The 11,898-nt window shown below is 63.6% G+C and carries 18 protein-coding genes; 6 read left to right on the top strand and 12 right to left on the bottom strand.

The genetic code is table 11. The annotated features are described in order from the left end of the window. The first annotated feature begins 6 nt into the window (after positions 1 to 6). Positions 7 to 207 carry a CsbD family protein gene (locus D1F64_RS09285; protein WP_117412210.1) on the top strand — a complete coding sequence of 67 codons (201 nt, stop codon included), beginning with the start codon at positions 7 to 9 and terminating at the stop codon, positions 205 to 207. A gap of 338 nt (positions 208 to 545) precedes the next feature. Here D1F64_RS09285 and D1F64_RS09280 read toward each other — a convergent pair whose 3' ends face one another. Beyond that, positions 546 to 1,340 carry a response regulator gene (locus D1F64_RS09280; protein WP_117412209.1) on the bottom strand — a complete coding sequence of 265 codons (795 nt, stop codon included), beginning with the start codon at positions 1,338 to 1,340 and terminating at the stop codon, positions 546 to 548. Positions 1,341 to 1,475: 135 nt separating this feature from the next. On the opposite strand from D1F64_RS09280, the gene D1F64_RS09275 reads away from it, so the two are divergent. After that, the gene (locus tag D1F64_RS09275) at positions 1,476 to 1,694 is read left to right on the top strand and encodes a NepR family anti-sigma factor (protein ID WP_117412208.1); all 219 of its coding nucleotides are present in this window, start codon (positions 1,476 to 1,478) and stop codon (positions 1,692 to 1,694) included. Then, positions 1,691 to 2,254, top strand: a complete 564-nt coding sequence (locus D1F64_RS09270) for a sigma-70 family RNA polymerase sigma factor (RefSeq protein WP_117412207.1) — start codon at positions 1,691 to 1,693, stop codon at positions 2,252 to 2,254. The genes D1F64_RS09275 and D1F64_RS09270 overlap by 4 nt, the downstream gene beginning before the upstream one ends. Before the next feature lie 155 nt (positions 2,255 to 2,409). Here the strand turns inward: D1F64_RS09270 and D1F64_RS25060 are convergent, their stop codons facing one another. From D1F64_RS25060 to D1F64_RS09250, 5 genes are all read right to left on the bottom strand, one after another. Then, positions 2,410 to 2,577 (bottom strand): ferritin-like domain-containing protein, encoded by a 168-nt coding sequence (locus tag D1F64_RS25060; RefSeq protein ID WP_256372893.1) that lies wholly within the window; start codon positions 2,575 to 2,577, stop codon positions 2,410 to 2,412. Continuing rightward, the gene (locus tag D1F64_RS25055; protein WP_256372892.1) at positions 2,562 to 2,921 is read right to left on the bottom strand and encodes a ferritin-like domain-containing protein; all 360 of its coding nucleotides are present in this window, start codon (positions 2,919 to 2,921) and stop codon (positions 2,562 to 2,564) included. Before D1F64_RS25055 ends, D1F64_RS25060 begins: the two co-directional genes overlap by 16 nt. An 82-nt stretch (positions 2,922 to 3,003) precedes the next feature. Next, a complete protein-coding gene (locus D1F64_RS09260) occupies positions 3,004 to 3,426 on the bottom strand; it encodes a hypothetical protein (protein ID WP_117412206.1) in 423 nt (140 codons plus the stop codon). A 3-nt stretch (positions 3,427 to 3,429) separates the two neighbouring features. Continuing rightward, on the bottom strand, positions 3,430 to 3,774 hold the full coding sequence (locus D1F64_RS09255) for a DUF883 family protein (protein WP_117412205.1): 345 nt from the start codon (positions 3,772 to 3,774) through the stop codon (positions 3,430 to 3,432). Between the two features lie 136 nt (positions 3,775 to 3,910). Beyond that, entirely contained in the window at positions 3,911 to 4,837 is a 927-nt protein-coding gene (locus D1F64_RS09250; protein WP_162901442.1) for a PRC-barrel domain-containing protein, read from the bottom strand. A 584-nt stretch (positions 4,838 to 5,421) separates the two neighbouring features. Between D1F64_RS09250 and D1F64_RS09245 the strand changes: the two genes are divergently transcribed. Further along, positions 5,422 to 5,634: a DUF1328 domain-containing protein gene (locus D1F64_RS09245; protein WP_117412203.1), complete on the top strand. Its 213-nt coding sequence runs from the start codon at positions 5,422 to 5,424 to the stop codon at positions 5,632 to 5,634. Between the two features lie 136 nt (positions 5,635 to 5,770). On the opposite strand, the gene D1F64_RS09240 is transcribed toward D1F64_RS09245, so the two are convergent. The 6 genes from D1F64_RS09240 to D1F64_RS09215 form a co-directional block, all read right to left on the bottom strand. After that, a complete protein-coding gene (locus tag D1F64_RS09240) occupies positions 5,771 to 7,348 on the bottom strand; it encodes a histidine kinase dimerization/phosphoacceptor domain -containing protein (RefSeq protein ID WP_117412202.1) in 1,578 nt (525 codons plus the stop codon). Positions 7,349 to 7,370: 22 nt separating this feature from the next. Continuing rightward, positions 7,371 to 7,949 (bottom strand): sigma-70 family RNA polymerase sigma factor, encoded by a 579-nt coding sequence (locus tag D1F64_RS09235; protein ID WP_205470708.1) that lies wholly within the window; start codon positions 7,947 to 7,949, stop codon positions 7,371 to 7,373. Further along, positions 7,949 to 8,167 carry a NepR family anti-sigma factor gene (locus D1F64_RS09230; RefSeq protein WP_117412201.1) on the bottom strand — a complete coding sequence of 73 codons (219 nt, stop codon included), beginning with the start codon at positions 8,165 to 8,167 and terminating at the stop codon, positions 7,949 to 7,951. Before D1F64_RS09230 ends, D1F64_RS09235 begins: the two co-directional genes overlap by 1 nt. A gap of 394 nt (positions 8,168 to 8,561) precedes the next feature. After that, entirely contained in the window at positions 8,562 to 8,822 is a 261-nt protein-coding gene (locus tag D1F64_RS09225) for a hypothetical protein (protein ID WP_117412200.1), read from the bottom strand. A 40-nt stretch (positions 8,823 to 8,862) separates the two neighbouring features. Then, positions 8,863 to 9,054 carry a PLDc N-terminal domain-containing protein gene (locus tag D1F64_RS09220; protein ID WP_117412199.1) on the bottom strand — a complete coding sequence of 64 codons (192 nt, stop codon included), beginning with the start codon at positions 9,052 to 9,054 and terminating at the stop codon, positions 8,863 to 8,865. A 252-nt stretch (positions 9,055 to 9,306) separates the two neighbouring features. Further along, entirely contained in the window at positions 9,307 to 9,501 is a 195-nt protein-coding gene (locus D1F64_RS09215) for a hypothetical protein (RefSeq protein WP_117412198.1), read from the bottom strand. Between the two features lie 488 nt (positions 9,502 to 9,989). Between D1F64_RS09215 and D1F64_RS09210 the strand changes: the two genes are divergently transcribed. Further along, positions 9,990 to 10,229, top strand: coding sequence for a hypothetical protein (locus tag D1F64_RS09210; RefSeq protein ID WP_117412197.1), 240 nt, complete (start codon positions 9,990 to 9,992; stop codon positions 10,227 to 10,229). 197 nt (positions 10,230 to 10,426) lie between these two features. Then, positions 10,427 to 11,647 (top strand): chromate efflux transporter, encoded by a 1,221-nt coding sequence (chrA, locus tag D1F64_RS09205; protein ID WP_117412196.1) that lies wholly within the window; start codon positions 10,427 to 10,429, stop codon positions 11,645 to 11,647. Positions 11,648 to 11,898 lie beyond the last annotated feature (251 nt).

Here is an 11,898-nt window from a genome sequence, read left to right as displayed (position 1 = left end):
ATTCTCATGAACTGGAATCAAGTTGAAGGCAACTGGGAACAGGCCAAAGGCAAAATCCAGGCGCAGTGGGGCAAGCTCACCGGCGACGATCTGGATGTGATCGCGGGCAACCGCAAGGAACTCGCCGGCAAGCTGCAGGAGCGCTATGGCAAGGCGCAGGAAGACGCCGAACGCGAGATCGACAGCTGGCTGTCATCCAACAACTGATCTGCTTTGTGAACCAGCCGCCGGCGGGGCCTTCGGGTCCCGCCCGCGGCCCGCTCCGGCGGCGCGCCTCGCAAACACCGCAGACCGTCCGCCCCGTACTTCCTGACAGCCCTCACCCGCATCTGATCTCGGCAAAAAGGCCGGCCGCGCCCTCAAGGCGCGACCGGCCTTTTCTGTTTCAGTGAGCCGGCACTAGAACAGATCCGCTTCTTGCAGAATCGGATCTTTGCTCCAAGTCCTTGTTTTGGCGCAAATCCGGACGGATAACCGGTATCCACTTATCCTGGATTTGCTCTGGAAGCCGTGCGCTGCTTACCCCGGCCAGACCGTCTCCGCGATCAGGCGACGGCCTCCACACTCTGGTCGAAGAACAACGCCTGACTGATCAGCGCCTTGACCATCTCCGGGTTGAAGGGCTTCGTGACGAGGAACGTCGGTTCCGGCCGCTCGCCGGTCAACAGACGCTCGGGGAACGCGGTGATGAAGATCACCGGCATGCTGTCGGTCTTGAGAATGTCGTTCACCGCATCGATGCCCGAGCTGCCATCGGCGAGCTGAATGTCGGCCAGCACGAGGCCCGGACGGCGGCGGTTGAACAGTTCCACCGCTTCGGTGCGGGTGCGCGCGATGCCGGTGACCGTGTGCCCAAGATCCTCAACGATATGCTCGATATCCATCGCGATCAGAGGCTCGTCCTCGATGATCATGATCTCGGTCGCCACCTGCGCGGAGATGCTCTGGCTGGCATCACGAAGCAGATCGCCGACACCCTCGACATCCACACTGAGCACCTGGGCGATTTCCGCAGGCGAAAAGCCCTCGACAGAGGCCAGCAGGAAGGCCTGGCGGGCGACGGAGGGGATGATCGACAAATTCGCGCTGGCGCGCTGTTCCCAGGCAAAGGGAGACTCCTCGGAGGGAATTTCGATGTCCGTGGAACCGAAGATGGTCGCGAAGAGTTTGTAGAGTGAAACCCGGTCATTCGAGCCTTCGGGGAAGCTCGAGACGTCAGCGATCAAGGCTTCGAGAACAGCGGCGACATAGGCGTCGCCCGACTTTTGCGAACCGGTGACCGCTCTGGCGTAGCGCCGCAAATACGGAAGATGTGACGCGACGCGAATAGATAGTGACATGTGTAGCTCCCGGTTTGCCAGAACAGGCATCAATGACAGGCAAACGCTGAACGACGGAAAAAGTTCCATCGGTTTGAATATTTTTTGATGTTTGGACTATAGTCCAATCCGACCGCAACAGGGTGACCTGCTTCTATGAACGGCACAAAAAAATCTCCCCAATCTGGGCAACGCGCGGACCAGGAACGCCATACGGGCGCGCTTGCGCCGCTCGATTCGCATTCACAGATCACGCAAAAATTGCGTGCATTCTATGACTCCGTGCAGGACGAAGGCATTCCGGACCGGTTTCTCGATCTTCTGGAAAAACTCGATCAGGCAGAAAAGGCCGCCAAGCCCGCGGACGACTCATGAGCGGCTCGGACGACCGCGAACCGGGGTTCAAGCGCGCGCTCCTTGCGGAGCTCCCCAAATTGCGCGCCTTCGCGGTTTCGCTGTGCCGCCGGCATGACAGGGCCGACGACCTCGTCCAGAACGCCATCATGAAGGCGTGGGCCAAGCAGGAGAGTTTTCAGGCAGGGACCAACATGAAGGCCTGGCTGTTCACGATCCTGCGCAACGAATTCTATTCCCATATGCGCAAGAGCGGCCGAGAGGTGCAGGACAGCGACGGCCTGTTTACCGACAGCCTCGCGGTGCCTCCCGAGCAATACGGCTCGCTGGATCTTCTCGATTTCAGGAAAGCGCTCGACACCCTTCCCGACGATCATCGCGAAGCCATCGTCCTCGTCGGCGCCTCCGGGTTCTCCTATGAGGAGGCGGCCGTCATCTGCGGCTGTGCCACGGGCACCGTGAAGAGCCGGGTGAGCCGGGCGCGGGCGCAGCTGCGCGAATTGCTGGAACTGACCGAGGAGGATGGCTACGGCTCGGGCACGGAGATGTCGGGCGTCCGCAGCGCTCAGTTCGGCGGCTGACACCACGACGGGACCGTTCCGGACACGCTGCGCGCGCCCTCAACGTATCCTCGCTTCGCAATACAAAAGCGGCCGGCCTCTGAAGAGACCGGCCGTTTGCTTGATGCTTTCGGGATACAGTCGCGCCGGCCGGCGATCGCGGCCCGGCGCACGCATCAGTTGGACGAAATCGCCCGCAGCATCCACAGCGCCTTTTCGTGAAACGTCAGACGCGCGGTGAGCATGTCCTCGGTGACCAGATCACCGGCATCGCCCGCCGTTTTACCCGCCTTGCGCATCACCTTGACGCTGTCTTCGTGCTCGGCGATCAGGTCGTTGACCATGTCGATCGCCGTGAGGTGCTTGACCTCGGACGCCTTGGGCGCGAACTGCGCGGCGTCACCCAGGGTCGCGGGGCGAGGTGGCCCAATGCGCGGATTCGCTCGGCGATGGTGTCGGTGGCTGCAAAGAGCGTGTTGTAGTGCTCCTCGGTGAGCTCATGCAGCGGCTTGAAGAGCGGACCGACCACGTTCCAGTGGTAGATGTGGCTCTTGATGGTCAGCCGGTACGTGGCCGCCAGAATGCCCGACAGGGTTTCAGACATCTTGGCGCAATAGGTGTCATTGAGGCCGATATCGATCGTTTCGTCATGCGATTTCGGCTTGAGGGCAGCGGAAACAGTTGCCATGATAATTACTCCTGTTAGCAGTCGTTCAGTCAGCGGATCCGCGCGCTTCCAGGACCAGCCGGCCCCGCAGGCGCGGATGCATTCAGTCTTCGGAGCCGCTGGCGGCGCGCGCCGCCAGGAAGGCAAGACCGGCGGCAATGGCGATCGGGACCAGCGCCTTGGATTTCAACAAGCGTGGCAGCAGCGCCATCGATGCGGCGGCCGCCATGGCGCGTGTGGCGTTGCGCTCACGTTCGCGCCGTCTCTCCAGCGTGTTGACCGCCCAAACGGCGGACACGATGATCAGCGCCACCACGATCTGGCCGCCGGCGATCACGAAGGCCGCCTGAACGGCGCCCATCGATTGCGCAAGCGCCAGCCCGGCGCCCAACAGCGCCGAGGCATAGGCGGCGATCGCCAGGATCGACACGAAGACAAGGCAGATGGCATTGCGCCGTGCCCTGGCAATCATCGCGCCGATATCCCTGGAGGCGAAGGATGCCGCGAGCGGGAGCAGCCGCAACATCGCCTAGCGCCGAAGCAGCATGGCGATCAGGAAACCGACGCCGGCGGCAATGCCGAGCGACTGAAGCGGCTTCTGACGCACTTGGCTGGCCATGGTCTTCTCAAGTCCGGCCAGCTCCTTGGTCAGGCTGTCGAGCGTCTCCTGGGACATCTTGGCGATGTCCTTGCCGGCCTGGCCGGCGCGCGCCTTGTACTCGCCGCCCTTGCCCGCGCCGTATTTGGAAATCGACTGGGCCAGCGCCGCGATGTCGCCGCGCACGCGCTCGACGTTTCTCTCGATATCGTCAGCGCTCACGACTTCAATGTTGTCGCCGGCATCGTTGGCAGCGGTTGCTTTTGCAGTAGCCATGTCAGTGCTCCTTGTTCATTCAGTCACACAACGCGTCCGCGAGCAGAAGGTTCCTCGGAAAACACGCGTGACAAGAAAAAAACGCCAGCTTGCGCTGGCGCTTTCGCTTCACTCCGGCGAACCGGAACGGACGGTCTTAGTTGGCGAGAACCGATTCCGGGTTCTTCGCATAGGCCTCTTCCGAATACTCGGGGAAGGACTCAAGCTGCTTCTGCGTGAACGTCGTATAGATGTGAAGTGCGCCCGCATCGTCCTTCTTGATGTCGAGCTTCGAAGCGTTCAGTGCAACCGGCTTTTCGCCGATGCCCAGGAAGCCGCCGACGTCGATGATGTAGGCCTCGACCTTGCCGTCGGCGGAGACGATCACGTCGCTGACGTCGCCGAGGTTCTCTTCCTGGGCGCCGTAGACCGCGGTGCCGATCAGTGCGTCGGCGCTGGCCGTGGACGCATCGACGACAACCTGCGTGTTGTGGTCGTCCGTGCCGGTGACGTCACGCAGCATGGCCGTGCCGGACGACATGGTGTCGTCGTTCATGTCGGACGCCATCTTTTCGTTCTCGCCCTCGATCACGGCGCGATCGAATGCCGGGGCGTTCTTGAGCTCGCTCTCCGTGGCGGCCATCGTCAGCCACTTCTGGCCATCGCGCTCGGTCCAGCCGAGACGATCGAAATCGACGGCGACGTCTTTCTCGCCCATGCCGAGGAAACCGCCGACACTGACGACAACCGCTTCGGCCTGGCCGTTCGGGCCAAGCACCACGTCGTTGACGTCACCAATGGCCTTGGCTTCCTCGCCGGTGCCATTGTAGATCGTCTGACCGATCAGCGTGCTGGCCAGAACCTGGTCGGCCTGCGCGGTGAAATAGCCGGCGTCGCTGTTCATCGACGGCATGTCGGGCGACATGGTGAAGACCGCGATGCCAACCGCGGAGCTGGTCTCATTCGTCGACTGCGTGTTTTCCATGGCCTTGGTGTCTTCCATGGGCTTCGTGTTGTCGGCCGCAAGCGCACCGGTCGAAATAAGTGCTGCAACGGCGGTTGTGGTCAAAAGAGTGCGGATCATGATATCTTCTCCCGATATGTCGAATGGCATTGAGGCCGCGTCCTGCAGACGTTTGTTCAGGACAGATGCATGACGCGGCCGATTTACATGGAGACAACCGCCGGTCAGGAGAAAAGTTCCGGCGCGTTTCAATTCTTTTTTAAGTTTGGCGAGCGATCGCGGGCGCGCCCTGACGCGGATTCATTCCCGCTTCTTGTCCCATTACGCCTCCCCTTTCGCGACGAACACGGCGCGCACGGGTTACGGCCGCGCCAGGAAAGCGGGCTGCGCGCAACGGGCGCGCGGCGTGACGACACATCTCTTATGGATGGGAACGCAAGACTTCCGTTTCGCTGGCGCGACCGGCGAGTGTGAGGTGCGTGTGAACCGGCGAACACCGCGCGGGCCGCTCTGTTTCGGGACGAACCCACGAAAGAGTCCGACGCTTCGTGTCGCCGCCGCGCACTGGTGCGGCCGACGCCCCGAGCGCACGCCTGAATCGCCCCGAGAGAAATTTTTCGAATAAAAAATGAACCAATTGCCGCACCACCCGTTGTTCCCACGACGGCGCATCTTGCACCGACCCATTTTACAGGAGATCGACCATGTTAGGCTGGGCACTGACTTTCTTCATCATCGCCTTGATTGCCGCTTTTCTTGGCTTTGGCGGCATCGCAGGCACAGCGATCGGTATTGCGAAGATTATTTTCTTTGTGGCCATCGCGCTGTTCGTCGTCTCGCTGGTCTACGGTCTGGTGACCGGTCGCCGTCCCCGGCGATCTGATCGCGGCCGAACCGGACTGACCTCCAAGCACTGAGAAACTCCCATGGTCCCCGCCATGGGAGTTTTTTTGCGTGCTGATGGCGGCCGGCAAGCGCGGTCACGGCGGGCAGACGCTCGATCGTTGCAGCGGGGAACTCAGCCGGCGGTCTGCTAAAGCCAGCCGCCGTCTTTCAATGAACGCCATCCAGGGGCATTTCAAGCCGGGTCAGGGGACCGACGGTCGTGCAGGTCGCCGAAAGCTGGCGCAGGTAGGCGCGCATCAACCGAGCCTTCAGCGGCGCTTCGTTTTCTCCGCCCAGCGACATGTCGTTGATCGCCGCCGCGCCGGAAATCTCAAGGACGGCGCTTGTGCCACCCGTGACATCGATCTGTATCGTCTCGCCCGGCGACAAGGCGCTGAAGCGCGGCGGCAGCAGCTCCGCGAGAATGAAGGCCAGCGGGATCGCCTTGTCGAGCACGATCACCGCCTGCGATTGACCGTCCGCGGAAATATGCACGGCGCTGCGCGGCAGCTTGGCCGGTTCGCGCAAGGATTCCACGACCTCGCGCACCAGGGATTCAAGCGCCACATCGGTTCCCTCATTGGTGGCGTAGGACACACGATAGGCGGCGGAAATGCCGAGCACGCGCTCGAGCGCGACGCGCAGGGCCGCCTGTTCGTCCGGCTGCGTCGCCTCCCGCCTTTGCATGCCCAACAGGCTCGAGATCATCTGCAGCGTGTTCTTGATGCGGTGATGCAACTCGCGCGTCAGACGCTGCTGCTCGGCGAGCGATGCCTCAAGATCCCGGGTGCGGTAGGCGATCCGGTCGGCCATCATGTCAAAGGTGATGCCCAGCAGCTTGATCTCGGCCGGCGCGTTGTCGAGATTGCCCACACGCGCATCGGACTGACCCGATCCGTAGCGCCGAAACGTCGCGTAAATGTGCCGGATGTAGCGCAGCATGAACCGCTGCATGCCGAACCGCAGAACGACAAACACCACCGCCAGCAAGGAGATGGGCAACAGCAGCGCCTTCGCCATGCTGATCCATGGCTCGAACAATGTGGCAGAGGGGGGCGCGCCCGTCAGGATCCGGAAGTCGGTGCCGGGCAGAGCCACGGCGGCGACCGACCACCCTTCGGAGGTGGTCCGGCGCGTCTGCGGGGACAACGCCCTCAGCTCGGGATCGTCGAGCATGGTGCGAAATGTTTCGGGCTCTTCCGAACTGTCGGCATAGGCGGCGAGAACGTCACCACTCGGGCTGAGCAGCGCGAAACTGATGTGGCTGGAAATGGTGGCGGCTATCGGAGCGGTAAGCAGCGCGTAGGGGCGCAGGCCGATGTCGACACGGATCCCGGTCGTCCCGTTTGCGCGCGACACGGGCACCGTTTGAATCATACGCGAAGGCGCCGGCTCATTGCCCTGGCCCTCCACACTCTCCCGGGCAAGCGCGCGTTCGCACACGACGGCGTCCGCGGCCGATGTCACCCGGAAGTACACAGCCTCGTGCATTTCCGTGCGCATCGCGTCGAACACCTGCGCGCAATCGCTGAAATCACCCGGATTCCCGGCGGCGAGCGCGGCGGCATATCCCTCGGTGCGCGCGATGATCTTGGCGCTCGACTGGCCAATAAGGCGCGCGTAGTCAACGAACCGGGACTGCTCTTCCTCGGCCCGGCGCACATAATCGGAATAGGAAAACACAAACGCCAGCGCGGCGAGCGGCACCAGAGCCGCCGCCACGTAGCTGAACAGGCGGCGATCCAACCGCGTACTTGTGGGGGGAAGTTTAGCCCATGGCACGACTTTTTACTGCCGTTGTCGTCGTCACTGAAAGGATGGCCTGCACCGACCGGTCAGGCCCGAAGTCTTCTGCCGACTCAACGGTGAGAAGTTCCGCAAGCCGCACGCGCGCGCGGTTCACGCGGCTCTTCACGGTGCCGACGGCACAGCCGCAAATTTCCGCCGCCTCGATATAGGAGAAGCCGGAAGCGCCGACGAGGATCAAGGCCTCGCGCTGATCGCTGGGCAGCGTCTCAAGCGCGCGCCGAAAGTCCGCGAGGTCCAGATGGCCGTCTTGCGCGGGGTGTTCGGCAAGCCTGCTGGAATAGGCGCCATCCACGTCCTGGACTTCCCGTTTGTTTTTCCGATAGCTGGAGTAGAAGGCATTGCGCAGAATTGTAAACAACCAGGCCCTGACATTCGTCCCTTCGGTGAAGGAATCCAGGTTCGCCCACCCCTTCATCAGTGCTTCCTGCACCAAATCGTCGGCGCGGTCGCCAACGCCCACCAGCGACGCCGCGAAGGCGCGCAAGCTGGGAATGCACGCGATGAACTCCGCGCGCAGAGTGTCCGACACATCACCCATCAATTGCTCTCCTGCGCGGATTCAGAAGCGGATTGCGTCTCAAGCCTGCGGAGGAGTTCGGCAAATCTGTCCGGAACCGGCTGCTCGACGACGTCATTGTAAAGCGCCTTAAGCTGGCTTCCTATCCGGGAGTGGATGTCCGTGTCGACTTCTCGGCCGCCGCCGGAGCGCCCGGATGCGTTCAGTGTCTCGTGCGTCGTGGATCCTAGATCCGCCATTCCGGGTCCTTCATCGCTCGCATTGTGGAAAGCTGCATGGTTCGATTCATGCCCCGTGCTACGATAGCCACTCCGAAGCGGGGCGCCGCAGTGGTGCATCTGCCTGTTCGCGCTCACTTTTCCGCTCCACTGAATGATGGCCGACCCAAGCGGGTAAACTCCCTGAGGCGGCGGTTGCAATTCATCTCTGTGTGGGAAACGTCCGATGCCGGATTCAGTTCCGCCGGAGCGGAGATTTTTTGATTGCTATGGGACTTGAGACGGACATTCGCCTCGCTGACGTCCGCCACGCGCCCGGCGCACCCGGCCGTCATCCACCTCGTGTGCGCATCAATCGCGGCAACAGATAAAAAAAGCCACCGCCGCCGCGAAGGGCATCGCGGCGGCGGCAGGGTCATTTCTCGCCGGAAGGCTCAAGCGGCGGGGCGGTTCGCGCCGCCATGTCCTCTTGCGTCTTCTCGGCGGAGTCGCCGAGCGCCGGATCGCTGCGCGGGTCGCTCTTTGAGAGCTCGGCCCACCTGGCGAGAAGCTGCTGTTTCTGCGCCGCGCTCAGCCCGGGCGCGTCTTCGATTTCCTGCGGAGAGCCGTAAGCCGTTCGCGGATCGATGTCGGCGACGGCGCCGCCGTCCACCTGGGGCAATCGGTCGATCATCATCGTCTCCTTTCAAGGATCGTTGCACATCCGTCAGTGCGCCCTAGGCGTAGGACGGTTTGGACGGACCCGCGAGCAGCCAGATCAGGAAGCCGATGACCGGCAGAACCAGAATCAGGACGACCCACAAGACCTTGCTTGCGGTGGAGGTGGCGGAGCCGACGATGCGCACGATGGCGTAGACGTCGAGCACCAGAATGACGAGGCCCAGAAGGCCGCCAATTTCAATACCCATGACTGTTCTCCTTTTCAGTGTTGTGTTTCTCAGAGTTGCGTTTCAACTCTTCGTTCGCGACCCGCTCAGTCTGCGGAAAGCGTCGCTGGACGAGCATGGCCGCGGCGTGACTTCCGTGGCGCGAACCGGAAGGTGTTGACGGCCCCGTGCCCTTGGCGCGCACCGCGGTCCCGACAGTTCCTCGATCGTCCTGATCAGGCCCGTGCGTGAGGCTCCTCCGTGGGGGCGCCCCTTACGGACTCCTGCGGGAACTCAGCCGGCGGGGGTGCCGCGCAATGTCTCAACGCCAACCTGCGGCTCGGAATCATCCATGTCCGTACTCAGGATCCAGAGGCTCGCGGCGCCCAGAAAGAGGGCGCACAGGAAAAGACTCACGAGGAGCACATACAAGACCGGCCGGCCTCTGCGGCCCTGACGGGCCTGTTCGGTTGGAACAGTCTTCTGCATGACGTGTCCTTTCGTTGCCGGTGTCCGATTATGACTTCGCGTGGCGAAGTCAGGCGCGCGACCGGGCCGTTGCCATCGCCGCCGTTCTGTTGTGTCAACGCCGCGAAGCGGGCTTGGTTCCAATGCTTACATGACCGCGTCGCGCTTTGGCCGCGTCCCGCGCGACGGGGTATGCGGGGGAAGATGCGCGGGAACCATCCGGCGTGATCGCGAGTTATCCCTTCGGCATCAGCAACAGGAGCGACACACGACACCGGCCCACAGAGACTTGTCCGCCGGGCTTTCGCTGGCGGCGCGATGACGATCCATGGCGAAAGCGCCAAGCGCCGCGACGCCGTCGCCCCGTCGCGTGCGGATCTGTGGATCCGGACTACGGCGCCGTCTGCGAGACGCGAGGGCCGCGCTGTCGGCCAAGGCCGGCTGACCCGCAGTTCACGGGCGGCATGCCCGTCGCCCCGGCTCACAACCCAACCATTCGGAGACAAGACATGAACACGCAGACCCCATTCGATGAGATACTGAAAGACCCGCGCGCGCATTTCGACAAACCGGCCTCGGTCCTCTCCTCGTCGCTCGATTCCGGGAAAAAGCGCGAACTGCTCGAGCGCTGGGAACAGGACGAACGGGCCCTGGTGCGCGCGGCCGGAGAATCGCCGATGACGGGCGGCGAGCAGCCGATGCTGCGCGACGTGGAGCTGGCTCTCTCCCAGCTTGACAAGACGAACTGAGCCCATCGCGCGACGCGCATACCCCGGGCGGCGTGTCTGAGCTCCTCACACAGGCCGCCCGGCCTCCCCTGCCCGCCATGATCCGCCGTTTTACCGACCCGCCGAAACCCTGCTACCGTCGTGACACTGACACGTGAACGGGTCAGAACGACCGTGCCGATACAGGCGGATTCTGGGGCGGGTTCCGGGGGCAGATCATGGATGCGAAGCGCGACGCCGTGAGAACGGCTCAGACCGCCGGGACCGCCGGAGAAGTGTTTCTCGCCTTCCTGAAGCTCGGCCTGACCTCCTTCGGCGGGCCGATCGCGCATCTGGGCTATTTCCGGGACGAGTTCGTCACCCGCAGACAATGGCTGACGGATCAGGCCTATGCCGATCTGGTGGCCTTGTGCCAGTTCCTGCCCGGCCCCGCCTCCAGCCAGACCGGCTTCGCGCTGGGGCTGATGCGGGCCGGCTGGCTCGGCGCGCTGGTGGCCTTTGTCGCCTTCACCCTGCCCTCGGCGCTCATTCTCTTTGCCTTCGCCATGACGGCGGCGCGGATCTCAGGCTCCCTGGGAACGGGCGCGCTGAATGGTCTCAAGATCGTCGCCGTCGCCATCGTGGCGCAGGCCGTGTGGGGGATGGCGCGCAGTCTGTGCCCCGACCGGGAACGCGCCAGCATCGCGCTTGGCGCCGTGATCCTGCTGGCTTTTCTGCCCGGCGCATTCGGCATGGTTGGCGCGATCGCGCTTGGCGCGCTCGCGGGTCTGGCGCTGGGCCGCGGCGGGGCGGCCGAGGGAGCGCACATCGCGGGTCCGGTGCCCCGGGCATCGGCACTCGCCGCGCTGGCGCTGTTTGGCGCGGGCCTGATCGTCTTCCCGCTTCTCGCGGGCCAATCGCAGGCACTGGCCGTCGTCGACAGCTTCTATCGTGCCGGCGCGCTGGTGTTCGGCGGCGGTCACGTGGTGCTGCCGCTGCTTGAGGCCGGCACGGTTGCGCCGGGCTGGGTCACGCCCGATGCGTTTCTCGCCGGATACGGGGCGGCGCAAGCCGTTCCCGGACCGCTGTTCACCTTCGCGGCCTATCTCGGTGCGGTGCTCGGACCGGAACCGAACGGCGCGCTCGGCGCCGCGCTGGCACTTCTTGCCCTGTTTGCGCCCGGCTTTCTGATCCTGATCGGCGTGCTTCCGCACTGGGACGCCTTCCGCCGCAAGGCGTGGGCGCAATCGGCCATGCAGGGCGCCAACGCGGCCGTCGTCGGCATTCTCGGCACGGCCCTCTATTCACCCGTCTTCACCAGCGCCGTTCATGACCTGCGCGCGTTCGCGTTGGCGCTCAGCTGCTTCGTGCTGCTGATGGCCTGGAAAGCCCCGCCGTGGGTCGTCGTGATCATCGCCGCCGCCAGCGGCGCGGCCCTGGCGCTGCTCGGCTCAACCTGAGCCGCTGAACTCCTTCAGTTTTTGGCCGGGTCCGTCGAGTGCAGGAGACGGACGAATGAAGCGCTCGCGTGCGCATGAACAGCCCGGGATATCCTGTGAGCGTATTCACCCGCCGTTGGAGCGGCAGCGCTCCCTCGAATTGTGACGGCCCGGACAGGTGGTTGGCATGACGAGCCGCCGGCCCGAGCGGTGTCGCGCCCGGCAATGTTGCGCACCACGTGTCTACACCCTCCCCTGTTCCATTTTGACGC

This window comes from Breoghania sp. L-A4 (assembly GCF_003432385.1).
GTDB lineage: Bacteria > Pseudomonadota > Alphaproteobacteria > Rhizobiales > Stappiaceae > Breoghania.
This window is presented reverse-complemented; position numbering and strand designations above follow the sequence as displayed.

Coding starts and splice junctions, on each gene's coding strand:
- D1F64_RS09285 (WP_117412210.1), top strand. CDS start 7: ATGAACTGGAATCAAGTTGAAGGCAACTGGGAACAGGCCAAAGGCAAA.
- D1F64_RS09280 (WP_117412209.1), bottom strand. CDS start 1,340: ATGTCACTATCTATTCGCGTCGCGTCACATCTTCCGTATTTGCGGCGC.
- D1F64_RS09275 (WP_117412208.1), top strand. CDS start 1,476: ATGAACGGCACAAAAAAATCTCCCCAATCTGGGCAACGCGCGGACCAG.
- D1F64_RS09270 (WP_117412207.1), top strand. CDS start 1,691: ATGAGCGGCTCGGACGACCGCGAACCGGGGTTCAAGCGCGCGCTCCTT.
- D1F64_RS25060 (WP_256372893.1), bottom strand. CDS start 2,577: ATGGTCAACGACCTGATCGCCGAGCACGAAGACAGCGTCAAGGTGATG.
- D1F64_RS25055 (WP_256372892.1), bottom strand. CDS start 2,921: ATGGCAACTGTTTCCGCTGCCCTCAAGCCGAAATCGCATGACGAAACG.
- D1F64_RS09260 (WP_117412206.1), bottom strand. CDS start 3,426: ATGTTGCGGCTGCTCCCGCTCGCGGCATCCTTCGCCTCCAGGGATATC.
- D1F64_RS09255 (WP_117412205.1), bottom strand. CDS start 3,774: ATGGCTACTGCAAAAGCAACCGCTGCCAACGATGCCGGCGACAACATT.
- D1F64_RS09250 (WP_162901442.1), bottom strand. CDS start 4,837: ATGATCCGCACTCTTTTGACCACAACCGCCGTTGCAGCACTTATTTCG.
- D1F64_RS09245 (WP_117412203.1), top strand. CDS start 5,422: ATGTTAGGCTGGGCACTGACTTTCTTCATCATCGCCTTGATTGCCGCT.
- D1F64_RS09235 (WP_205470708.1), bottom strand. CDS start 7,949: ATGGGTGATGTGTCGGACACTCTGCGCGCGGAGTTCATCGCGTGCATT.
- D1F64_RS09230 (WP_117412201.1), bottom strand. CDS start 8,167: ATGGCGGATCTAGGATCCACGACGCACGAGACACTGAACGCATCCGGG.
- D1F64_RS09225 (WP_117412200.1), bottom strand. CDS start 8,822: ATGATGATCGACCGATTGCCCCAGGTGGACGGCGGCGCCGTCGCCGAC.
- D1F64_RS09220 (WP_117412199.1), bottom strand. CDS start 9,054: ATGGGTATTGAAATTGGCGGCCTTCTGGGCCTCGTCATTCTGGTGCTC.
- D1F64_RS09215 (WP_117412198.1), bottom strand. CDS start 9,501: ATGCAGAAGACTGTTCCAACCGAACAGGCCCGTCAGGGCCGCAGAGGC.
- D1F64_RS09210 (WP_117412197.1), top strand. CDS start 9,990: ATGAACACGCAGACCCCATTCGATGAGATACTGAAAGACCCGCGCGCG.
- chrA (WP_117412196.1), top strand. CDS start 10,427: ATGGATGCGAAGCGCGACGCCGTGAGAACGGCTCAGACCGCCGGGACC.